Source organism: Cellulosilyticum lentocellum DSM 5427 (assembly GCF_000178835.2).
GTDB lineage: Bacteria > Bacillota > Clostridia > Lachnospirales > Cellulosilyticaceae > Cellulosilyticum > Cellulosilyticum lentocellum.
In genome coordinates, this window is record NC_015275.1 from 4,024,644 (window position 1) to 4,049,031 (window position 24,388).

The window sequence follows — 24,388 nt, forward strand, 5'->3', positions numbered from 1 at the left end:
ATGAATAATGTATAGTAGCCACTTTTCATATGTTTATCTTACTTCCTGCTACTAGATGCAATCACAGTTCCACTAGCATCTAACAACTCTAATGTATATTCAAAATTAGCATTAGGCTTACCATTACAAATCATTCCAAACGTTGCTGCACTATTTGGTGCAAGCTTAGCCTGCCATGAAGCTGGTGTAATAACGATTTCTTCTCCTTGTGATATCATATCTACGTTCCAAGAGCTTGTCACATTAAAATCTACTTGTAATAGTTTTAGCCTCCAACTTTCACATGTAACTGTTCCCTGATTAATAACTTTTATATCTACCCCAAAAGCCCCTCCCCAGTCATTTATGCTAGCCTCCAATTTTGCCATTTCGCTTGATGGCTCTGGAGTTGGTGTTGGTGTAGGTGTTGGAATTGGTGTAGATGTTGGTGTAGGTGTAGGTGTGGGCGTTGTAACTACCTCTTCTAAAATCCACCTTTGATTAGCTCCCCCTGCATATGTCCACTCACATACATTAGCTCCATTACTAGTACTATTAGCATAAACATCTAAGCTAGATAAATCCTGACTTACCTTCGTAACAATACCGTAGCTACCATCATTGTTTGCGACAAACTTAAATAATTGCGCATCAGAAGCTGTATCTTGATAAATCTGTATATTAGTTCCATCAGCAGTCTTTCCATAATCTACATCTAATAAATAGCTTCCATCCCCTACTCCTGAATACAACTTATAATAGCCATTACCTACAGATTTTATAGTCCATGTGTTATAAGCAGCAGCACCATTAGCTCCCCATTGTTGCACATTTGTTCCATTAGCTGCTACTCCTCCTGCAACATCTAAATACAATCCGCTTTTTACATTCTTAATCATGTATTGCCCTTCTTTGATTTGTGCACCTATTACTGGCTCCTTACTCTTCACTTCTTTTTCTACATAATCACCTACTGCATAAATAGCTGGCTGACTTGGTGATTTCATATCTGTCCCAATATAGTAACTTGGGTGTGGTGGTTGGTTATAGGCTACGTTTTGCCATGCAATAGCTGTTCTATACTGTGTATCATGCATGAGTGTATAAAGCTTAGTGTCTGTTAATGCCGTTGTTGTATAGATTCTAAGTGCAGTATCATCTGAAGTTGGCCATATAACTTCCTCTCGCCAGTCTCCTAAAATATCACCGGATAAGCTCGGTGTTGCTTTTGTACTATTATTAGAGTGTACATTACTTCCGGTTAATAAACGATCAGTTGACTTTGTATTCCAGTTCCATTTATTAATATATGTACGGTCTAATCCTTCTCTATAAAGGTCCCCATCCCACCATATAGCAAAGTTGATTCCGAAGCTACCTGTATTAATGCTGATTTTATTACCATTTTTATCAAAGTTACCTACTGAAGATAATGCCACATATGGATAATAGTCAGGCCCTATATTGGCAATCAATCCTCGGCCCACATCCGTTCCTGTTTTGACTGACCAAAGAGCTTTTCCTGTTTTAGCATGTCTTAATTGTACACTTTCTATGTTACTTCCCTTCTCTTCATGTACTTGATAAATTTCTAGCCCACTATGCGTAGGATCAAAATCTCCTACATGTAAGGCATCCCCGTGTCCCATACCTGTTGTATATAAACCTTTTCCATTATGATCAATTATAGCTGAACCATAAACTATTTCATCATACCCATCATCATCCACATCTGCTACAGAAAGATTATGATTACCTTGTCCTGCATAACTACTGTTACCTGAGGTACTACTATCAAAAGTCCACTTTTTATTAAGCTTGCCACTACTTATTTCATATGCTGAAATAACCGCTCTTGTATAATACCCTCTAGCCATAATTAAATAGGGCTTTTGTCCATCCAAGTAAGCAACCCCTGCAAGAAATCGATCTACACGATTGCCATAATTATCTCCCCAACTACTCACTGTTCCACGTGGGGGTGTAAAATCTACAGTATTAATAATCTCACCTGTATCTCCTTCAAATAATGTTAAATATTCAGGTCCGCTTAATATATAGCCACTACTATTACGATAGTCTTTTGAAGCATCTCCTATAGTAGTTCCACCCCCATCCTTAGTCCCATCAGCCGTTTTCATTGCAATTTCAGCTTTACCATCTCCATCAAAATCATAAGCAATAAACTGTGTATAGTGTGCCCCTGCTCTAATATTTTTCCCTAAATCAATACGCCATTTGTGTGTACCATTTAATTCATAGCAATCGATATAAACATTAGAGGTATAACCTGATTTTGAATTATCCTGTGAATCACTAGGATCCCACTTTAAAATAATTTCGTATGCTCCATCTCCATCTACATCTGCTACAGTAGCATCATTAGCAGAATAAATACTACCAGGCTTATTAATAGGCACATCTAAATAATTATTGTTCCACACGCCAACACTATCAGATTCTGTTTGTTCAATGCTATTAACTACAGTTCGAACATAATATGAGTCTGTAACCTTTCCGTTACTATCTACATAGTTAGTACTACTTACAATGGGCCCTGCAATTTTTACGCCATTTCTATAAAGATTAAAGCTAGTAGCATACCCTTCTGTGCCTAATAATCTCCAAGATAAAAATACGCCTTCATTTACCTTTACTGCCACTAATCCTCTATCTAGTGCCTCAACTTGCCTTACTGTAGCAGCACTCGTAGGAATAGTTATACTCGTTAAACTTCCTATTCCTATCATTGATAACGCTAGTGTCTTAGCTAATATTCTCCGCAGTTTAAAATCTTTTCTTAATCCTAAGCTCATATTGATCCCTCCATAATTATTTTCTTAATTATCTTATTTTTATTCAAACTTATCTATTAACTAAGCTTAAGATGTTCTGTTTTATTACCTCATTTGTTTAACTATAATTTTTTAATTGATAAAACTTGTTTTTTTCTTATTTTTATTTATCTCAAATTATTTTATTTATCATAAATTGAATTAACTAAGGTATCCTTCATATGATTATCCTTAATACTTGATTAAGTAGTGGGGAAATTTTAGTCTTCTTGTTATCTTTTGTCCTCATTTGTGATATACTATATGACAGATTAATATCTTTAATGAGTAATGGGAGTCCTTTACATGAAAACAAGTATTATTACAGATACAACAGCACTTTTAGAGGCAGCCAATATTCTTCAACAAGGCGGTCTTGTGGCATCGCCTACTGAAACTGTTTATGGACTTTGCGCTAATGCTTTAAATGAAAATGCTGTTAAAAATATTTATAAGGCTAAGGGGCGACCTAGCGATAATCCGCTAATTGTACATATAGCTGATTTAGAAATGCTAAGTCCTCTTGTAGAAGAAGTACCTCCTATGGCTAGAACCTTAATGGAGCACTTTTGGCCTGGTCCATTAACACTTATCTTTAAAGCAAGTTCGTTAGTTCCTAAAGTCGTAACTGGTGGACTAGATACAGTAGCTATTCGCTTTCCTTCTCATCCTATTATTCAGCAGCTGATTAAAGCCTCAGGATTGCCTCTAGCAGCACCTAGTGCTAATACTTCTGGCAAACCTAGCCCAACTAATGCCTCTCGTGTTATAGAAGATTTAGAGGGTAAAATAGATGCTATTATTGTAGGTGATTCTTCTAAGTATGGTGTAGAATCTACTGTTGTAGATACAACAGGTGAAGTAGCTACCATCTTAAGACCTGGTGGTATTACTGCCGAAATGATAGAAGCAGTCCTAGGCAGTGTTACTATAGATCCTGCCATTAGCCATGCACTCAAAGAAGGTGAGCTTCCTAAGGCGCCTGGAATGAAATATATACACTATTCGCCTAATGCAGAGGTTATTATTGTTGATGGCGAAGAATCCCTTGTAATAAGCAAAATGAATGAGCTTATTGTATCTGCTCATAGTCAAGGCAAAAAAGTAGGCGTTCTAGCTACTGATGAAACCAAAGAGCATTTTAAGGCTGACTTAGTTATCAGCGCTGGTACTACTAAAAACCTTACAACTATCGCTGCCCATCTTTTTGAAGCATTACGTACATTTGATGATGCGGATATTGATATTGTATACTCCCTAGCTTTCCCTAAAAAGGGAATTGGCAATGCCATTATGAATAGACTTGAAAAATCTGCCGGGTATCATATTATAAAGCTTTAATTTTTGTTTACAAATTTCAAAAATAGCTTATAGTATATAGAAGTGATTTATTTAGTTACAACACATAGGATTTATACTATAATAAAACTGGAGGAAATATTATGATAGCAATTGGATGCGACCATGGTGGCTTTGCTCTTAAGCAAGAAATCATCGCATATTTTAAAGCAAACGGTACAGAGTTCAAAGACTTTGGTTGTATGAGTGAGGAAGCTGTTGATTATCCTGACTATGCAAAATCTGTTTCAAAAGCTGTGCTTAGCGGCGAATGTGAGAAAGGTGTTCTAATTTGTGGAACAGGAATTGGTATCTCTATTGCAGCAAATAAAATTCCTGGTATTCGTTGTGCACTTTGCCACGATGTTTTCTCAGCTGAAGCTACTCGTCTTCATAATGATACCAATATTGTCGCTTTAGGAGGCCGCGTTATAGGGCCAGGCCTAGCTATAAAAGTTGTTGATACTTTCTTAAAAACGCCATTTTCTAATGAAGAAAGACACATCAAGAGAATCTCTAAAATAGAAGAAAAATAAATTTACTTATTACTTAGGAGGAATATTAACATGGAAAACGTATTTATTATGGATCACCCACTCATTCAGCACAAAGTAGGTCGCTTAAGAAGTCATGACACAGGTTCAAAAGAATTTCGTGAGCTTGTACGTGAAATCGCACAATTAATGTGCTATGAAGCAACACGCAATTTACCTCTTGAAGACTATGAAGTAGAAACACCACTTACAAAAACAACTTGTAAACGTATTGCTGGTAAAAACCTAAGCATTGTACCTATATTACGTGCAGGTCTTGGTATGGTAGATGGTATGCTTGATCTTCTTCCAACTGCTAAAGTAGGTCATATCGGCCTTTACAGAGATCCTGAAACACTTCATCCAGTTGAATATTACTGCAAACTTCCTAAAGATGTAGAAGAAAGAGATTTCTTTGTACTTGATCCAATGCTTGCTACAGGTGGTTCAGCTATTGCAGCTATTCAATTCATCAAAGACCGTGGTGCTACTAGCATTAATTTCCTTTGCCTTATTGCTGCACCAGAAGGTATCAAAGCGCTTCAAGCAGCTCATCCAGATGTTAAAATCTATGCAGCCTCTTTAGATGAAAAATTAAATGACCACGCTTATATTATGCCAGGACTTGGTGATGCTGGTGATAGATTATTTGGTACAAAATAAATCTTAAAAATACAAAAAGCTCCACGAGTCCTAGTTGACAAGTGCGAGCTTTTATTATAAAACATTAGTAGGATATGGTCAGGTTTGTTATTTTTAACGTGTGGTAAGCTTTTTTTGCCTAATATTTGACATATCACTTTTAGAAATTTATGAATATATACTAATAGATAGGTATAAACTATTAGTACTCATATATGTTCTACATATTTAAGGAGATGAACCTATGGGAAACATAGATTATGCAATTTTATATGCCATTGCATTTGTCTTAGCATTTTTAATTGCATTTTTTGCAACGCCTTTAGCTAAAAAGATTGCATTTAAAGTTGGAGCTATCGCAAAACCCAGAAAACGTGATATGCATAAAGTACCTATCCCTCGTATGGGCGGAATTGCTATCTTTGCTGGTTTTATGATTACATTTTTAACTCTTATTTGGAAATTACCTCTGGTTAATATAAAGCAAACCCTTGGAGTATTTATTGGATGCACCATGATTTTCTTACTTGGATTTTTTGATGATATTTTTGAGCTTCCTGCGAAACCAAAATTTCTCATTCAAATCCTCGCTGCAGCAGTAGTTGCTTTATGTGGTGTACGTATTGATTTCTTTACTATTCCATTTATTGGAGACAAGGAATTTTATACGACTTTCTTAGCTATCCCAGCTACAGTCATTTGGATTGTAGCCATTACCAATGCCGTTAACTTAATTGACGGCTTAGATGGTTTAGCAGCAGGCGTTTCTTCTATTGCTTCACTTTGCTTAATGGTATTATCTATTTACTTCGATAACCCCCCAGGAGCATTTCTCACAGCCATCTTAGCTGGTTCATGCATGGGCTTCTTGCCTTATAACTTTAATCCTGCTTCTATTTTTATGGGGGATACTGGTTCTACCTTCTTAGGTTTCACCTTAGGTATTACTTCTGTTATGGGACTTTTAAAGGGCTATACAGTAACAACTATTTTCATTGCTGTGCTTGTACTTGGCCTTCCAATATTTGATACAGCTTTTGCTATTCTTAGAAGATTTTTAGCTGGAAAACCTATTATGTCGCCAGACCGTGGGCATTTACATCATCGTCTTGTAGATAGAGGCTATACACAAAAACAAGCTGTTGTTACCCTCTATGGTATTAGTGGCATTCTTGGTGTATCTGCTATTGCATTCTTCAACAGAGACCTAAAGTTTGCCTTGCTTGTCTTTATTATGATGGGCTGCCTCCTTTATTTCACAGTAAAAACCATGGCAACTCATGATAAAGATAACGAATCATAATAGTAACAAAAACTCCTTCTAGTAGGAGTTTTTTTTTATTCAAAACTCACTCTATCGCCTGTAAAATTTAGGTGATATACTTAATTTATATGAAAGGAAGAAAAAGGAGTATTTGTAATGCCAGATATTATTACCCATTATATTTTTGGACTTGATACTGCCCATAATATTAAACAATCCCCTCTTTACAAAGTATTAAAAGAGAATAAAGATTTATTTTTAGTAGGACTTCAAGGGCCTGATCCTATCTATTATCATCGATTAAAGCAAAAAGACTCAAAAGCCTATATTGCTACTAAGATGCATGCAGAAAAAACAGGTGATTTTTTAGTTTCCGCCTTATGTTATATGAAAAAATTCGAAGTGGATTCGAAAGAGTTCAATGAATGTCTCAGTTATTTAAGTGGGTTTATTTGCCATTATATTCTTGATTCCATGGCACATCCTTATATTTTTCATCTAGGAGGTCGCTATATCGAGGATATGCCCGAAACTAGCAAGTATAAAGGTGTTCATAAAAAACTGGAAGTTGCCATTGACACTATTTTATGTGAAGAAAAATTCAACATGAAAAGCTCTAAATTTAAGGTGCATAAACATATTTTAAAAGACTTACACATACCTGACAGCATTACAGGTTTATTCGATGATACTTTGTTTTTATTATATGGCATTAATAATGGGGGGCAAACTTTCAAAGAAGCTTATAAAGATACTCGTACCTATTATAAACTAACCTATGATCGCATTGGAGCGAAGAAAGCTCTTGTTAATATGGCTTCCCCTGTAACTCCAAAAGGACTATCGCCATTCCTTGCAACTTTTTCATATTACAACTGTGTTAATCCTTTATATGATTATATGAATCGTAGTAAAAAAGTATGGCTTCATCCTGTGACAGGTAATGTTTATACCTTTAGCTTTTATGATATTTTAAGAAATGCTAATAAGAAAAGCACCTTACTTTTATTAGCTGCTTATGACTTTGCTACTTCTAAAATATCTGCTGATGACTTTAGACTCTATCTTCCTAATATTTCTTATTTAACAGGTCTTAGTACAGAAGATACCAGACCTATGAAGTATATTAGTCCGGACTACAGTAGAATTTGATTAAAAGAATAAATATAAAAAGTAATGCAGAATGAATAATTACGGACGGTTCCTTCTGTATTACTTTTTTACTCTTAGTTACCAAAAAGAGGATGCTATATATAGCATCCTCTTTTTGGTAACTAACTAACTTCCTTGCAATCTTCTTTTAGCTTGTAAAATAATCTCTCTTACTGTTAATACTAGCAGTTTCCTTGTTTTTTCATCTACATTTTCAAAATGGCACCTAATGGTAAAAAGGTCTAAGGCTTCATTATAAGTCTGCTCTACGATTCTTGCTTCCAGTATAATAGGTCTCTTATTAAGGATAATAGAAAACTTAAAGCCACTTCCTTCTATCGCCTTTTTACTATGTATAAGCGCACCAGAAGCCGAAAAGTTAATCAGTGTAGCTTCTACAGATATCGGCTCCATAATATTGATTAAACGACGATAAGGTACACGCTTATAGAAACGTTGATTATACTTATATAACCTAATATTCTTCATGATGTAGTAACCTGGTTCATCGGGTAGTGGTTTAAGCTCTACTTCACCCCTGTACTTTAAGTACTCAATATCAATTCTTCCTTTAAGTTCAATCTCTGTTTTGTGGAATTGACGTATATCCCTATCACCTAGTTCTATAGCTACAACATAGCCATCTACGCCCCTCTTATTTCTAATAATCATAGGAAAAGCTTTAGTACCATCACATATAAGTCTAAAAGGTAAGTTCAGCTTTAAAATCTTTGGCACAAGCGCACTATCTATTAGTTCCTCCATGAATAAGCCCCCCTTGTATCACAAATGGCTTTCTACTTTATCTACTTCTTTTAGTCCTTATATCCCTTGTCTATGCTTTATAGTAGTTGATTAAGCAACCTGCTAAAATAATTGCTCTCTCATCATCTGTTAAATCTTTAAGTGTTAAAGTGAACTCTTTCATATGATCGCCTAATACGTACGCTTTAATTTCACTTACTTTATCTTTTACGGCAGCTCTAATTCCTGGAATAAAGATATAATCTCCATTGGTAAATGGTAAATCTCCATCTAAAGTAAATGGTACCATACCCCAGTTAATAAGGTTAGAGCGGTATCTCTTGGTCGCATATTCTCTAGCAATATTTGCCCAGCCACCAAGTACTTTTTGACAAGATGCTGCTTGCTCACGAGCAGAACCGTCCCCTGGTTTATTAGCATAAATGGTGCTACCAATACCTGTTGCTTTTGGATCAATGTTTGCATAGCCTGGTAAAGCTTTAATTTGCTCAAATGCTACTTTAACTTCATCTAATACCTTAGTTGGATCTTCACCTTGAAGTCTGGCTACTTCAGCTTGTTGGACTTCTTTAGCATGTCCCACATAATCTGGTACACGTCGTGAAAGTGTAAATTCAGCAAGACGAAGTGGATTTGAGCGATAACTTGAAGTTTCTCCTGATGGAATAAGCTCATCTGTCGTTGTTACTTCATCATGAATCTCAGCTACTACTTTAATCAGTAAGTCATCTGTTAAATGTGACATTTTTGGCCAATCTGTAATGTTAGGTCCAAATTTAAGTTCAACATCTTTGTCTGCCTTGCCAACACCGTCATAGCAACGTGTATCATAAATGGCTTTGTCAAAGAAGTATTTTGGCTTAGTAAAGTTTAAATCAATCTCTGTTGCTGCTGTAAGTATCCCACCATTAAGAGCAGTAGCTGCAATACTACGTGCATCCATTAATGCTACTCCTGATATTTGACCATCACTAGGTTTTGAACCTTCACGGTTAGGGAAGTTACGTGTTGCATGACGAATGCTAAGGCCATTGTTAGAAGGTACATCTCCTGCGCCAAAGCAAGGGCCACAGAAAGCAGTTCTCATAGTAGCACCAGCTGCCATAAGGTCTGCTACTGCACCATTTTTAACTAAACTCATAAAAGTAGGTTGGCTAGATGGATAAATGCTTAAAGCAAATTCACCAGAACCAATACTATGTCCTCTTAAAATGTCCGCTGCGTCACAGATGTTATCATAGGTACCACCTGCGCAACCACCGATAAAGGCTTGTTGTACTAGAAGTTTACCATTTTCAATTTTATCCCTTAAAGTGAATGTTACTTTATTACTAGCAAAGCTTGCTGCTGCTTCTTTTTCTACTTTAGCAAGGATATCCTCAAGGTTTGCATTAAGTTCTTCAATAGTATAAGTGTTACTTGGATGGAATGGCATGGCTATCATAGGTTTTACTTTAGATAAATCAACTATAATAGCTCCATCATAATAGGTCACTTGACCTGGCTCTAATTTCTTATAAGCTTCTTTTCTACCATGCATCTCTAAGTACTCTTCAACCTTTTCATCTGTAGCCCAGATAGAAGATAAGCAGGTTGTTTCTGTAGTCATAACATCAATACCATTTCTGTATTCTACATTAAGGTTCTTAATGCCATCTCCTACGAATTCCATTACTTTATTTTTAACATAACCATTTTTAAACACTTCACCAATAATAGAAAGTGCCACGTCTTGTGGTCCTATTCCTATCTGTGGTTTTCCTGTTAAATAAACAGCTACTACACCTGGTCTATTAATATCGTAAGTTTTATTAAGAAGCTGCTTTGCAAGCTCTCCACCACCTTCACCAATAGCCATGGTTCCAAGGGCACCATATCTTGTATGGCTATCTGAGCCAAGTAGCATTCTACCACAGCCACTCATCATTTCTCTCATATATTGATGAATAACAGCTTGATGAGCTGGTACATAAATACCACCGTATTTCTTAGCTGCTGAAAGACCAAACATATGGTCATCTTCATTAATAGTACCACCTACAGCGCAAAGGCTGTTATGGCAGTTGGTTAATACATAAGGCAGTGGAAACTCTGTGAGGCCACTAGCTCTTGCTGTTTGAATAATTCCTACATATGTAATATCATGAGAAGCCATAGCATCAAACTTGATTTTAAGCTGATCCATATTCCCACTTGTATTATGTGCTTCTAAAATACTATATGCTATCGTATTTTTAGCTGCTTCTTCTTTAGAAATAGCTTCTATACCATATTTTTGTTTAATTTCTTTTTCTACGTCTGTATGGCTTTCAATTAACTCTTTGCCGTTAATTAAGTACGCTCCATTATCAAATAACTTAATCACTTTTCTCCTCCTATTTCTATATGTTTTTATTTCCAATAAAGTCTTTTATTTTATAAATTATAACACAATTTTTAGAAATATAATACATTCTTTATTGCTTACCTTTTAGTAATCTCATTGCTAAAGGTCTCTTCATCTATTTTACCTGTTAAAAAATCAAGAATAGCCACGTTATATTTTTCTGCTGCTTCACTAGACAAAAGCTTATCATAAGCACCATGGTAATAGTTTTTAGGGAAAAGATTATCACAGGCTTTAAGAGTCTTAAAACTTGTATTTTTTAAATCTTGAGTTTTATAAACTGGAATGCCCATTCCCTTTTCTAGTACTGCTTTATCAGAAATAGCTTTCATGACTTTCACATAAAAACTCTCCACATCAGCTTCACCTAAAGAGCTATTTCGGCTTAGTACAAAACCATCAGAGTAGCCTGCAACGCCTTCATCTATTAACTTTATTTTCGTAATTGGAAATGGCATCACTTTAACTTTTCCACTCACAATAGATCGACTAGCATCATCTATTGTAGTTGAAGCCCAACTACCATTAATCATCATAGCAGCTTCACCTCTAGTAAAATTATAAACGCATTCAGCGGAACTCATATTTTCATATCCTTCTTGCCAAGGTTCTAGGTCTATCAGCTCTTTAAATAACTCTGCGGCCCTTATAAAAGGTCTTCTCTTAAAAAATATATTATTCTTTGCAATTTCTGTACTTACACCCACACTTCCTTCACTCAAAGTAAGTGCCATGTAATATAAAGAACTCATCCACGCTTCATTACCACTTATAGCTAGAGGGGTAATTCCTTTACTTTTAAAGATCTCAACAGTCTTTAAAAAGTCCCCATAATTAGTAGGATAATTCAAATGACTTTTTTCGAATAATTCTTGGTTACAATAGAGTACTGTATCCCATCCAAAGACCGGTAACCCATAATTTTTCTCTTCAAAGGTATAACTTCTAAGGGCATTGTCTACCATTCTACTTTCCAGATCATTTGCTTTAATCGTAAGTGTTAGGTCTTTAACTAAGTCTAATTTTACTAGTTCTTCCAGCCCTCTGTCTCCCCATGTATAAAACATATCTGGTAAAGCATTCGTAGCCGCTGCATTTAAGAGTGCTTCATTATATACTTCTGTCTTGAAAGATTTAAGAACGAATTTTATATCTGGATATTCTTTCTTACAATCTTCTAAGACTTCCTTTAATATATTTTCTAGACCTCCATTGATTGTCCATATTTCAAAGGTTTGTTCTTTACTTTCTATCTCAACTTTTTTATTAACAGCTTCAACCTCACGGTAAATATATTGATTTTTTCCTACAAGGAGCACAATAAAAACAAGGCATAAGCTGCACAATGTCAAAATAATTATTTTATTTGACCATTTATTATTTTCCAAGGGCCTTACTCCTTTTAAGTGCTTTATATTTTTATTTATCACACGAGTATATCACATCCCTAGGACTCCTTAAATAGCTTGCATTGTTGTACTTTCTTGTTGCTTAATGTACTGGTAAAGGGTATATAAATGACTATCTCAGTGTATTCATTAAGACTTGTATGAATTTCTAAAATATCCTTTACATCAGTTAGTTGATACATTAAGCTGAGACGTTTAATAATAGAACGAAGCCCAAAACCTGATTTATTATGTAACTTTTCTTCTTTAAAAATACTTGTTCTAATCTTTTCTTCCATTCCTTTCCCATTGTCTCTGACTATGACAATCATTCTTGGCTGACTTTGGTCTTTCTCTATTTTTACACTTATTTCTAGTGGTTCATCCATAGTTTTAATACCATACTTAATAGAATTCTCTATCAAGGTTTGTAATATCATACGTGGTAATTTTTCTTCTTTTAGATCCTCATCTATACTGTAGGTAACCTCTAGTAGTGCGGGATTCTTAATAAGCATAATATTAATATATTCCTTGAGAATAGTAAGTTCTTGCTCTACTGTGTTTAGGTCCTCTTGGTTTAAACAAGCACGATAATATTTAGACAAGCTTTTGATGAGTTTTTGGGCATTATCCTTATCTTCCACAGCAACTAATACTGCCACACTATTTAAGGTGTTATACAAAAAGTGCGGATTAACTTGATGGTTAATAACTGATAGCTCTAATATACGCTGCATCCTTTCTTTCTCTTTCACTTCTGATATAAGTGCTGCCACTTTACTGAGCATTTCGTTTAACGCTTTTCCAATAAGCCCTGCTTCCATATAAGCTTCATCTGTTTCGAAACGTATACTAAGATCACCTTCTTCAGTAACCCTTTTTGCTTTTAGTGCAATATTTTCTAATGGATATACAACTTTTTTCCCTAAGATAACAATCATAATACATAAGAAAATAAAGTTAATGAGTGTAACGCCAAGCATGATATTTAGCCAATTATCATCTTTGGAAGCTGTTTGTAACGTACCAATTAATTTCATCTCTACCCTACTATAATCTAGCTCTGCATGATCATAACGATCCGTCCATTTATCTTGCTGTACCTGGTTTAAACTTCCTTCTAAATAGGCCTTGTATCTTTCTTCTAATACCCCCGTAGGTAAAAAGCAAAAACTCTCCTTAGATTCCTGGTCAACTAATATTGCTTCAAAGTTCGTACGTTCTATATAATCCTTGGTTGCTTCTCTTATACTGCTCGGATCTAAAAAAATGATAAGATACCCTAATTGCTCTAAGGTTTCTTTCGAACGGATACTTCTTCCTATATAAAGTGTATTTTCTACTTCTCCACTTATATAGTTCCTACCAATTCCAATATATTCTCCGCCGTGCCTTTCATTAATCTTAGGAATATTAAACTGAGATAAGAAATGTACAGTATGTTTTTTATAAGGCAGTACAGAATACTCTGAAACAACAGTTCCATAAGTATCTACAATATGAATAGATTGAATAGCCTCACTACTTGTTAGACAATCATTAAGTACTTTTGAGATAGCTACCTCATCTATTTTTTGTTTATTTGCTAATGCATTTTGTATTTCTTTATCAACAGCCACTTTTTGAGAAATATATACATTCTTATCTAAAAACAAATCTAATAAACTCATGAAGGTTCTAGTATCTTCTACCTTGTTAACGTAATCTTTTTTCCCCTGTATTTGTTCGTTAATTTTATTAAAAATACTAAAACCTATAACTAAAGCTATTCCCATTGTCAATAAATAAGTTGTAATCAGAACTCCCCTTATTCCTTTTCCTCTCCTATTCAAGGCCCTTCTCCTAACTTATATGTGTATTTTCCTCATTATATAGATTTTCTTTCTTCTAGGCGTTCTTTAAGGCGACTTAATATTTGAGTCATTTCTTCTATATCTACAGGCTTTAATACATATTCAGCAATACCATACTTAATAGCTGTTCTTGCATACTCAAAGTCTTCATATGCAGTCAGTACAACTACTTCTCTGCTTGCTACTCCTGTACTTGCTTCTTGCTGTCTTACTTCTTTAATAAAATCCAATCCATTCATGATAGGCATCTCAATATCAGTAATAATAACATCTATCTTCTCTACCTCTAATTGCTCTAAAGCTTGTTTGCCGTTCTGGGCCATACAGACAATTTCAAATCCTAACGCATTCCAATTTAACATTTTTTCAATACCCATACGTATAATAGGTTCATCATCTACTATTTGTACATTAAACATTCCTTTTTCCTCCCTATAACCTATATACATACTTGACCATACCCTTTGGTATTTCTATATTGGATTTTGTTGCACGAATGCGATCAAGTAAAGATAAGGCTTTATTATAGTCTATATCTATATTAAACATCATCAATAATTTTACTTCTAACAAATCAGTATATATGTCTTTTTCTTTTTCCCATTGTTCATAAGTCCATACATTTTTATAAAGAGCATCTATTACACTATCAATATACTTAACTGCTTGATCTGCCATATTATCATACAGTAATTCTACAGAATTAATTTTAATAAAGCAGTTAGAAAACTGCGCCAATAGAGTTTCTATAATTTCCTTTGTTTCCTCTATTGTAAAATTAGTACTAAGTTTGTTGCTAGCAAGCTTATCATATATTTTTTTAGTATAATAATGCATGAAGTTTTCAAAGTCACCCCTGTTATTTTCAGGTTCGATTGCAAATAAAATGCGGAAGAATAAATTCCATTGAAATTCCTCATTTATGTGTTCTTTAATATGCTCTCCTATAAGCTTTGTATGCTGGTCTTCATATCTAATATTACCTTCAAAGAAGATTTTCTGTGTAAAGTCAATGTGCTGTTCTTCAATTCCCCTCACCTTTTCAAAACCACTTATTAAATGTTGCGCATAGTCATGCATAGAACTCTCTAGTGCATCTCTAAAAACATAACGTACAATGGCTTCACATGAACTCTTGAAATCTACTAATACCCCTAGAGTTTCCTTCATGTGTTTTGCAAAAATATCATAAATCAGCTTAGATAAAATAGCTTCTAACTGTTGCTCTTGTTTTTCATAACTTTTCTCATCACCTTGATCAAATTGATTAGATATTAATAAAAGCTGCTGGTCAATAGTCGTTAAACTATTCTTAATCGATTTCATAATATCCTTATAGAACTTATCTGCAATAACATAACTATAATTTTTATATATAACTTTATGTTCAATCTCTCCCCAGAAAATATTAACTAGAGATTTGATTTGTAGTTCAAAATTCACACTCTGTCCATTATCTACATATTTACCATCTATTCGATAAATCTTCATTCCATTTTTTTGTTCTTGTGGTTGTTTGCAACTTAAGCTCAGTAAAATTTTCTCATTCGTATTACTATAAAAAAAATCTTCATAGGCTTCACTTTTTTCACTAAAGGAACGCTTGATAAATTTATATAAATCTGCTTCATCTTGAATGAACCTACATTCTAATCGAATACCAATAATATCAGGTACATGTTCAAAAAGTGCTTCTTTTGTATCATACTTTTGATAATATTGATTACGAATGATTTTCTCTTTTAAGCTTTTTTGTGATTTTACTCTTGTATTTATATTGAGATAACCCTTATTGGTAGTGAGCAATAAATTCTCGAAAAATCCTTCTATTTCATTGCCTACCTCCTCTAACATAGGTCTCATTTCTTCTAGCTGGTCTAATACACTCTCAATAAATCCAAATAGTTTTAATTCCATCTACTTTTCTTGCCTCCTTACCCTTGTGCTATTCTAGCCAATCTATTTCTTTCATTATACTATACTCACGTTAAAGTAATATAAAATTTATTAATTTTACATCGAATTGTAAAAAAGGCATAAAAAGCGCATAAAAAAAGCCAGAAAATATTCTTTTATCTTCTGGCTTTTTTTATACTCTTATTCTGTAATTGTTAATCCTGCTAATCTTGCTAATTCTAAGATTGTCTTTTTAGCAACTTTTTTACCTTTGTAATCAATAAGGTCATCCATGCTACCATTAAAGATATCAGCTGGTTCATATTTCTTAAGAATAATTCTGTCTTCATCAACAAAAATCTCTAAAGCATCTTTTTCATTAATGTCTAAATTTCTTCTTAATTCGATAGGTAATACTACTCTTCCTAATTCATCGACTTTTCTTACTACACCTGTTGATTTCACTAATATCCTCTCCCTTTACACTTTTTTCTCATATTTTTCCATGTCCTGATTATAAAGTACCATAATTAACAATTAAAGTCAATTAACTTTTGTATTTTTTTAGACTTTTTAAAATAAAAAATCTATATTATACAATATAATATTTGTCGAAACTTAATAGTGTGCATATTTTATTGATATTTGCTGTAGAATCATCACTAAAATGCCCTTCAAAAATACAACAAATATTTTACATTTACATATATATTATTATTTTTTACAGTTTTCTCCTTTTCCAATTTTACCAGTAACTACTATACTAAAAAACGACAGCAAATGTTTTGTAATTATCATTATAAAAATATGTACATGTTCTTTTTATTAACGCATATATATAGAAAGACAAGCCACTTCAGTGCTTCAGGATTTATATTTAAGGAGGAAGCTTATGCTTAATTATATTTGGAGCTTTATGATTATATTTGCTGTACTTATCTCTGGCTTTACAGGTGGTATGAAAGCTATTACCAACTCAGCCCTCTTAGCCTCTGGAGAAGCCGTTACTATTTGTATAGAAACCTTAGGCATTGTAGCTATGTGGATGGGCATTATGCGTATTGCTGAAAAATCAGGCCTAATCGATTCACTTGCTAGGAAGATGTCTCCTATACTTAATTTTTTATTTCCTTCAGTTCCTAAAAATCACCCTGCCAGGAAGTATATTGCTACTAATCTTATTGCAAACTTTCTAGGCCTAGGTTGGGCTGCTACTCCTCCCGGATTAAAAGCCATGATAGAACTTCAAAAGCTTAATAAAGAAGAAGGCCAAGCTACTCATGCTATGTGTATGTTTTTAATTATCAATATTTCTTCAATCCAGCTTATTCCTATTAGTATGATTTCTTATCGCACTGCTTATGGTTCTCATAATCCTACAGAAATTTTAGTTCCTTGTATAATTGCTACAGCTGTTTCTACCTTAGTTGCAATCATTTTTGGTAAACTCATGTATAAAAAGGAGGATTAATCTATGGTAATCTTATTAGGTATATCCGACTGGATGATTCCTTGTATAATGGTCGGTATTATCATTTATGGTCTTTTAAAAGAGGTTAATGCATATGAGGCTTTTATTGAAGGTGCTACCGATGGTTTAAAAGTTGTTATAGATATTCTCCCTACCTTAGTAGGACTTATGATAGCCGTTGGCATGTTACGTGCTTCTGGTGCTTTAACTGGCTTAGCTAAGCTCTTTACTCCTCTTATTGGCTGGTCGAACTTTCCTCCTGAGCTTATTCCTATAGCTTTAATGCGTACCTTTTCTTCTTCTGCTGCTACAGGGCTTATTATTGACATCTTTAAAACCTACGGGCCGGACTCCTTTATTGGTAGATTAGTTTCTATTATGTTTGGCTGTACAGAAACTATTTTTTATACCATGTCTGTTTACTTTATGACCATTAAAGTGAAGAAAAGTCGTTATACTTTGGCTGGCGCACTTATTGCTTCTTTAGTAGGTATCATAGCTGCCTATCTTCTTACACTTAGATTTTTCGGCTGTTAAGTTTTAAGTTTTACATTTTATGCACTCTTATATAATTTTTCTGTTACTTTTTACCTTTCTATTATATTGTTTTTGCTATAATAATGTTATAATAATGATAACTATAGGGTTTGTTTCGTACAAATGAGATTTTAAGGAGAAATGCAGATGTTAAATAAAATTAAATCTCTATTGAAGAGTTCTTCAGATGTTTATGAAAATGAAATAATGTATCATAAAAATGGTAAGGTCATGTATGAGGGTAGTGTTAAAGGCTCTAACTTTCACGGTTTGGGTAAATATTATGACGAAACTGGTAGACTTTGCTATGAAGGGCATTTTGCTAATGGCTTACCTCATGGTCAAGGCAAATGCTATTTAGAGGATGGCAGTATTTACGAAGGTGAGTTACATAAAGGTGAGCGTACAGGTATAGGTACTAAACAGTTTTCTGATGGCTCAGTTTATGAGGGGCGCTTTGTAGATGGTGCCATGGAAGGAAAAGGTAAGCTTACTAAGCCAGATGGTACTATTTATGAGGGTAACTTTCTTAAAAATCACTTACAGGGTGCAGGTGCTCCAGCTTCTCCTAATCGTGTTACTTATCCAAACGGGGATCAATACATAGGTGAATTCATAGATACTATTGAAAATGGACATGGTAAGCTTGTTATCTCTACAGGTGTTTATGAAGGTGAAATTGTGAATGGACTTCCTCACGGAAAAGGCCATTTCATTTGGAACAATGATTCTTCTTATTATGGTGATTTCCTAGAAGGTCAAATGACAGGTAAAGGGACAATCACCTATGCAAATGGTGAAAAATATATAGGTGACTTTAAAAATGGTTATAAGCACGGTAATGGTATTTATCAAGAAGCTTCTGGCACACAATACGAATGTTATTTTGAAGAAGACCAGCTTATAAGTGCCAATCGTTAAAATAAAAATAGGGAAAAGGTAATGGAGTTACCTTTTCCCTATTTTTATTTCTTCAAAGCTCCCCAACCTAAGTTATTTGTTTTTTATAAAAAATAAGGTACAGTAAAATAAAAATACGAGACTTAACACCCCATACATAGGATAGAGAAATTCCACTAATTTAGCAAATCCTATCATTGAAAAAGGAGTTGCTATTAATACTACTAAGAAAATGCCTTTATTGTAGGGTACTTTGTATTTATTCTTTAAAAAATACGACAAGCTGTATACATTGGACACTTGTGAAGAAAACATTTCTAACCACATAATACCTAACATACCTAGTTGCAGTATTTTATTCATTTCCATTGCTAGTCCAAGCAGAGGCACTTCATATAACTGAGGATGAAACGGGTTAACTAGCATTAAAAAGGTAATATAAATGCCAATAACCGTAAGTACTATACTTCCTAATATGATGCCTTTTATAATTTGTTTGGGTTTCTTTAGTTCATTTGTTAACGGTACAATAACACCTATAATCGTTAGGATGTTAAAACTTACATAAACTAAGGTTGATACAAGAAGATTTGTTTTTTGTCTAGGCATTAATTGCAAATAGGAATAGGTAGAAGTCATAGGGTTGTCTTTTATGTATGCAAAAAAAATGGCAGTCATCACTACAATTAAAGTGGGTACCACAAGACTGTTCACTTCAAATAAACCTTCTGTATTTCTAAGCAGAAAAATACTACTACACCCAATCATAATAATGACCCCTAGCCATTTAGGAACGTGGAAATATTGATGCATAATAGAACCACTACCTGCCAAGATAATAGAGGTACTACTTAACAAAAATAAAGTTAGCACTATATTAGTAAATTTAGCTACAGGCTTTGGACACACTAAATCCACGAATTCATTATATGAATTCACCTTAAACTTATCCGTAATTAAAATAATTAACTTACCAAAAACAATATATAAGAGACCGCATAAAATAAGGCCTGCAAACCCTCCTATACCATAAGTAGCAAAAAATTGATTTAATTCTCTCCCTGAGCATACCCCCGCCCCCACTATACTTCCAATAAAGATCATAGCAATTTGCATGATCAAAACAATATTTTTCATTGCCCTCCCCCTTGCTTGTCTTATCCTTTTAATATATATATTCCATTTTTTTCATTTATGTCATAAGTATGTACAAGAAAAATAATGTCAATTTCTGTTTTGCTGCATATTATGACATTGAGGGCGCTACTCAAATATAACGAATTAAGTGGAGGGATTTTAATATGTCATGTGGATGTAATAATGAAAGCTCAAACTGTGAACACAGCTGTCATAAATCTAGCTGTCAAAAGCAACTCTCTGATGCAAATAAAGCTATTTTAGATGCTGCATGTATTCTTTTTAACTATATCGATAAATACGATTGTGATGACGATGAAAAAGACGATTGTGATGATAGTCATTGCTTTGATGATGATAAACATGACTGTGGCTGTGACCATTGTTCCGATGATGATAACTGCGACTGTAGCTGTTGCTTAGATGATGATGACTGTGGCTGCAAGCATCGTCGTCACCGTTGCTCAGATGATGATGACTGTAACTGCCGTTGTCGTCGTCACCGTTGCTCAGATAATGATGACTGCGGCTGCGGCTGTGGTTGTCGTCGTGATTGTCGTCGTTGTTCTAGTGATGATGATTGTGGCCGCCGTCATCGTCGTCATCGTCGTCACCGTTGCTCAAATAATGATGATTGTAACTGTGGTTGCAACAACTTCTTTGATAGTAGAGAAAAGCTTGAAATCATTGCTAGAAAAAATCGTCATAGCTGTAGTTGTTGGGGCAGATAATTACCCACTCTAACTTAATTGCTTGCAGAGACATCACGTCTCTGCTTTTTTATTGCTTTGTTGTCATCTTAATAACTTAATAGTTACCTTCCTGCATAGTATGAAGTAGGAGGTGATCATTATGTTAAATCCAATTAAGGTCTCAGAAATCAATAAAACTATAGAAGTATCTACTGAAACACTTATTAATAATGAGCTTGAAATTACTAACACTTCATCTGGATATATTAATAATCTTAAGATACTGATCCAAGGCAATGATTTTTCTATTCTAGAACAAGCTATTATTAGACAACGTGGCTCTTTAAACTTTTCTCCTACTGAAAACTGCTTAGAATTAGGCAACCTTGCTCCAGAAGAATCTGCTTTTTTCGAGTACAAGTTTATATCTTCTAGAAGCTTATCTTCTCTTTCTTCTCATTTAACAATATCTTATAGTCTAGATAGCGCTTCTGAAGAAAGAAAGCAGATAGTTGCTGAACTTCTTATTCCTTCTGAAAATGAAGTGTTCTTAAAACAAAAATAAAAAGGATGCCTAAGCATCCTTTTTATCTATCTTTAAAAAACCTTTACTATATCTATTTGGCTTTGTACATAAAGGTCAATTAATTTGTCATTAACCTTTACAATAGGTCTATATACCGATTGCGGTTGAATAGCGTATATCTCTGCTATTTCTCCGCTACTTAATAAAACATGATTACCTATATAGTAATTCATGATATTATTACAAAACTCAAGCAGTAAATCCACCTCAAAAGCTCTAAGCTGTGTGCTTCTTAATTCTTTAATCACATTAAAAATATGTTCTTTTTGTCTTAATTCATCATAAGTATCTGCTAGACCTATAATCTTAGCTATATCGCTAATCTTATCTTCCCTTAAACTTAGTGGAAATCCAGAGCCATCACATCGTTCATGATGTGTTAGTACTGCTTTGAGTACTTCATTATCTAACTCGTTAAACTGTGCTAATTTTTCATATCCAAAGATTGGATGTCTCTTATAAGCTAATCGTTCCCTTAGGCTTCCATCCATATCTCTTTCTTTTAGTGCGATGGTTAAATCTATCTTCCCTACATCATGTAATAAGCCAGCTAAAACAAGTTGCTCTAATCTTTGTTCACTATACGCTCTCCATCTCCCCATCATAAGAGAAAGAAGTGCCACATTAATACTATGAGTGTAGCAATCTTCTTGTAGCTGCGTAACAAGATTAACACATGCTAACAGGTTGAAGTCATCTTTAAAATTTTTAATCATATACTGTGCTAAATTCTTTAGATCTTCAATATTAAGTGCTTCGCCTACCTTATTCTCTCCTTCAATAATACGTTTTAAGGTAGTAGCATAATCTTTATAATATTCTACAATAGTTTCATCCGTTTGCCAGATTTTTTCCTCAGTATTGATATCTACCCATACTTGCGTATGTTGAAAATGATGAACCTTCTTAATACTTTTTTCGGTTAGTTTCCCACCTCTAGGTAAAAGTATCGCCCCTGTCTTTTCATCTACAATAGGTTGAAGCAAAACCATTCCGGGAAGACATTTTGACAATGGAATAATAATTTTTTTTCTAGCTAACTCTCCCATGCTCTATTCCTCCAACTCTAGAATCTACCACTTAGTTTTATAAATCAACTTATATTATTCTACTAATTATTTTATCATTTCAAAGAAATTATGTCACTATATAAGTCATTATTTAATTAATATTTAATACAAGGCTTCTATTTTTTCAATTTTAAATCAGATTAAAAAAATATATTTTTCAAAATATCTTGACAAAATCTAAACACATGGTTATTATATGAATCATATTAAATATCGTGACATAGACAAAGGGGTCTATATATATGCTTTTGCATATATATAGACCCTTTTTGTTTGTTTCACAACTTTTATTAGGGAGGGTTTTATTATGGAAGATGTTACTTCTTGGGTAAATGCCATTTGGCTTTTACTTGGCACATGTTTAGTATTTTTTATGCAAGCAGGTTTTGCAATGGTAGAAACAGGTTTTACTAGAGCAAAAAATGCTGGAAACATTATTATGAAAAACTTAATGGACTTCGCTGTTGGTTCTATTATCTACTGGATTCTTGGGTTTTCCTTAATGTTTGGTGACAGCATCGGTGGTTTCATTGGAGCACCTTATCTCCTTGATGGTTGGAGTGGCAATTCTAATTTTGTTTGGATTATATTCCAAACTGTATTTTGTGCCACTGCAGCTACTATCGTTTCAGGGGCTATGGCAGAAAGAACTAAATTCTCTGCTTACCTTATCTATAGCTTCTGCATCTCAGCTTTCATCTATCCAGTCGTTGGTCACTGGGTTTGGGGTGGAGGATGGCTTGCTAATCTTTCTACACCTTTCCATGATTATGCTGGTTCTACAGTAGTTCACTCTGTTGGTGGTTGGTGTGCTTTAGTTGGTGCTAAAGTACTTGGACCTCGTATTGGTAAATACGGTAAAGATGGTAAAAGTAATCCTATTCCTGGACACAGTTTAACACTTGGCGCCCTTGGAGTATTCATCCTTTGGTTTGGTTGGTTTGGCTTTAACCCTGCTTCTTCTGCAGATGGTACTAATGTACTACTTAATGGCCGCGTATTTGTAACTACTAATATTGCCGCTGCTGTTGCTGCTACAACAACAATGATTGTTACTTGGGTAAAATACAAAAAACCAGATGTTTCTATGACACTTAATGGTGCTCTTGCTGGACTTGTAGGTATTACAGCTGGTTGTGATATGGTGTCTGCATGGGGTGCCATGGCTATTGGTTTAATTTGTGGTATTGTAGTCGTTATAGTCATTGAACTTCTTGATCACAAATTAAAAATCGATGATCCTGTAGGTGCTGTTGGTGTTCACTGTGGCTGCGGTGTTGTTGGTACACTCTGTGTTGGTTTATTTGCTGTAGAAGGTGGTTTATTCTACGGTGGTGGTGCCAGCCTTCTTCTTTCACAAATTATTGGTGTGGTTTCCGTAGCAGCTTGGACTATTATTTGCATCTCTATTTTATTTGCTATCATTAAGAAAACAATCGGTCTTCGTGTTTCACCAGAAGAAGAAATTGAAGGTCTTGATATCTGCGAACATGGCCTTTCTAGCTCTTATGCAGATTTTGAGGTTAAAGCTTAAGTTTTTATGACGATAAACTATAGAAAAGAGCAATGTAGAAATCAAATAATTTAAAGGAGGAACTATGATGGATGCAATTACAAAAATTGATATTATCACAAGACAAAGTAAATTCGAGGAGCTTAAAGATGCCCTTAATGAAATTGGTATTACTGGTATGACAGTTTATCAAGTACTTGGTTGTGGTAATCAGAAAGGTAAAACAGAACTTTACAGAGGGAGCTCTCGCACCATGGATTTACTTCCAAAGGTAAAAGTTGAGATTTGTGTCTCTGAAGTACCTGTTGATTTAGTTGTTGAAACAGCTACTAAGATTCTTAGAACAGGCAAAATTGGTGATGGTAAAATTTTCGTTTACCCTGTTCAAAACGTTGTTAAAATTCGTACAGGCGAAACAGGCGTTAAAGCCCTTTAAGCCGCTAGATGGT

The 24,388-nt window shown here is 34.3% G+C and carries 19 protein-coding genes and 3 pseudogenes; 12 read left to right on the forward strand and 10 right to left on the reverse strand.

Going from position 1 to position 24,388, the window contains the following annotated elements; genetic code table 11:
* Positions 1-38 precede the first annotated feature (38 nt).
* Complete coding sequence (locus tag CLOLE_RS23855; protein WP_013658640.1) at positions 39-2,795, reverse strand: rhamnogalacturonan lyase family protein; 2,757 nt, start codon at positions 2,793-2,795, stop codon at positions 39-41.
* A 324-nt stretch (positions 2,796-3,119) separates the two neighbouring features.
* Here CLOLE_RS23855 and CLOLE_RS18465 point away from each other — a divergent pair, with 324 nt between their 5' ends.
* The 5 genes from CLOLE_RS18465 to CLOLE_RS18485 all read left to right on the forward strand — a co-directional run bounded on the left by CLOLE_RS18465 (position 3,120) and on the right by CLOLE_RS18485 (position 7,742).
* On the forward strand, positions 3,120-4,154 hold the full coding sequence (locus CLOLE_RS18465) for an L-threonylcarbamoyladenylate synthase (RefSeq protein WP_013658641.1): 1,035 nt from the start codon (positions 3,120-3,122) through the stop codon (positions 4,152-4,154).
* Positions 4,155-4,255: 101 nt separating this feature from the next.
* A complete protein-coding gene (gene rpiB, locus CLOLE_RS18470; RefSeq protein ID WP_013658642.1) occupies positions 4,256-4,687 on the forward strand; it encodes a ribose 5-phosphate isomerase B in 432 nt (143 codons plus the stop codon).
* A gap of 30 nt (positions 4,688-4,717) precedes the next feature.
* Positions 4,718-5,347, forward strand: coding sequence for a uracil phosphoribosyltransferase (upp, locus tag CLOLE_RS18475; protein WP_013658643.1), 630 nt, complete (start codon positions 4,718-4,720; stop codon positions 5,345-5,347).
* Positions 5,348-5,570: 223 nt separating this feature from the next.
* Positions 5,571-6,629: a glycosyltransferase family 4 protein gene (locus tag CLOLE_RS18480; protein WP_013658644.1), complete on the forward strand. Its 1,059-nt coding sequence runs from the start codon at positions 5,571-5,573 to the stop codon at positions 6,627-6,629.
* 117 nt (positions 6,630-6,746) lie between these two features.
* Positions 6,747-7,742 (forward strand): zinc dependent phospholipase C family protein, encoded by a 996-nt coding sequence (locus CLOLE_RS18485; RefSeq protein ID WP_013658645.1) that lies wholly within the window; start codon positions 6,747-6,749, stop codon positions 7,740-7,742.
* A 126-nt stretch (positions 7,743-7,868) separates the two neighbouring features.
* On the opposite strand, the gene CLOLE_RS18490 is transcribed toward CLOLE_RS18485, so the two are convergent.
* The 7 genes from CLOLE_RS18490 to CLOLE_RS18520 all read right to left on the reverse strand — a co-directional run bounded on the left by CLOLE_RS18490 (position 7,869) and on the right by CLOLE_RS18520 (position 16,498).
* Positions 7,869-8,507 carry a PilZ domain-containing protein gene (locus CLOLE_RS18490; RefSeq protein WP_013658646.1) on the reverse strand — a complete coding sequence of 213 codons (639 nt, stop codon included), beginning with the start codon at positions 8,505-8,507 and terminating at the stop codon, positions 7,869-7,871.
* Between the two features lie 70 nt (positions 8,508-8,577).
* The gene (locus tag CLOLE_RS18495) at positions 8,578-10,872 is read right to left on the reverse strand and encodes a hydratase (RefSeq protein ID WP_013658647.1); all 2,295 of its coding nucleotides are present in this window, start codon (positions 10,870-10,872) and stop codon (positions 8,578-8,580) included.
* Positions 10,873-10,970: 98 nt separating this feature from the next.
* Entirely contained in the window at positions 10,971-12,281 is a 1,311-nt protein-coding gene (locus CLOLE_RS18500; RefSeq protein ID WP_013658648.1) for an ABC transporter substrate-binding protein, read from the reverse strand.
* Positions 12,282-12,340: 59 nt separating this feature from the next.
* Entirely contained in the window at positions 12,341-14,116 is a 1,776-nt protein-coding gene (locus tag CLOLE_RS18505; RefSeq protein WP_013658649.1) for a sensor histidine kinase, read from the reverse strand.
* Between the two features lie 35 nt (positions 14,117-14,151).
* A complete protein-coding gene (locus tag CLOLE_RS18510) occupies positions 14,152-14,556 on the reverse strand; it encodes a response regulator (RefSeq protein ID WP_013658650.1) in 405 nt (134 codons plus the stop codon).
* Positions 14,557-14,569: 13 nt separating this feature from the next.
* On the reverse strand, positions 14,570-16,054 hold the full coding sequence (locus tag CLOLE_RS18515; protein WP_013658651.1) for a GTP pyrophosphokinase: 1,485 nt from the start codon (positions 16,052-16,054) through the stop codon (positions 14,570-14,572).
* A 180-nt stretch (positions 16,055-16,234) separates the two neighbouring features.
* Positions 16,235-16,498: an AbrB/MazE/SpoVT family DNA-binding domain-containing protein gene (locus CLOLE_RS18520; protein ID WP_013658652.1), complete on the reverse strand. Its 264-nt coding sequence runs from the start codon at positions 16,496-16,498 to the stop codon at positions 16,235-16,237.
* 427 nt (positions 16,499-16,925) lie between these two features.
* Between CLOLE_RS18520 and CLOLE_RS18525 the strand changes: the two genes are divergently transcribed.
* The 4 genes and pseudogenes from CLOLE_RS18525 to CLOLE_RS24080 form a co-directional block, all read left to right on the forward strand.
* Complete coding sequence (locus CLOLE_RS18525) at positions 16,926-17,504, forward strand: nucleoside recognition domain-containing protein (protein WP_013658653.1); 579 nt, start codon at positions 16,926-16,928, stop codon at positions 17,502-17,504.
* Between the two features lie 3 nt (positions 17,505-17,507).
* Positions 17,508-18,041: a spore maturation protein gene (locus tag CLOLE_RS18530; protein WP_013658654.1), complete on the forward strand. Its 534-nt coding sequence runs from the start codon at positions 17,508-17,510 to the stop codon at positions 18,039-18,041.
* Between the two features lie 231 nt (positions 18,042-18,272).
* Positions 18,273-18,545 (forward strand): annotated as a pseudogene (locus tag CLOLE_RS24075) (hypothetical protein); the annotation flags it as partial.
* Positions 18,546-18,713: 168 nt separating this feature from the next.
* Positions 18,714-18,962, forward strand: a pseudogene (locus CLOLE_RS24080) (hypothetical protein); the annotation flags it as partial.
* Between the two features lie 72 nt (positions 18,963-19,034).
* On the opposite strand, the gene CLOLE_RS18540 reads toward CLOLE_RS24080, so the two are convergent.
* A complete protein-coding gene (locus tag CLOLE_RS18540; protein ID WP_013658656.1) occupies positions 19,035-20,078 on the reverse strand; it encodes a YkvI family membrane protein in 1,044 nt (347 codons plus the stop codon).
* Positions 20,079-20,242: 164 nt separating this feature from the next.
* On the opposite strand from CLOLE_RS18540, the gene CLOLE_RS23175 reads away from it, so the two are divergent.
* A complete protein-coding gene (locus tag CLOLE_RS23175) occupies positions 20,243-20,809 on the forward strand; it encodes a hypothetical protein (RefSeq protein ID WP_013658657.1) in 567 nt (188 codons plus the stop codon).
* 121 nt (positions 20,810-20,930) lie between these two features.
* Entirely contained in the window at positions 20,931-21,335 is a 405-nt protein-coding gene (locus tag CLOLE_RS18550) for a hypothetical protein (RefSeq protein ID WP_013658658.1), read from the forward strand.
* 32 nt (positions 21,336-21,367) lie between these two features.
* Here the strand turns inward: CLOLE_RS18550 and CLOLE_RS18555 are convergent, their stop codons facing one another.
* Positions 21,368-22,405, reverse strand: coding sequence for an HD-GYP domain-containing protein (locus CLOLE_RS18555; RefSeq protein ID WP_013658659.1), 1,038 nt, complete (start codon positions 22,403-22,405; stop codon positions 21,368-21,370).
* Between the two features lie 328 nt (positions 22,406-22,733).
* Here CLOLE_RS18555 and CLOLE_RS18560 point away from each other — a divergent pair.
* A pseudogene (locus CLOLE_RS18560) lies at positions 22,734-24,375 on the forward strand (ammonium transporter).
* Positions 24,376-24,388: the final 13 nt, after the last annotated feature.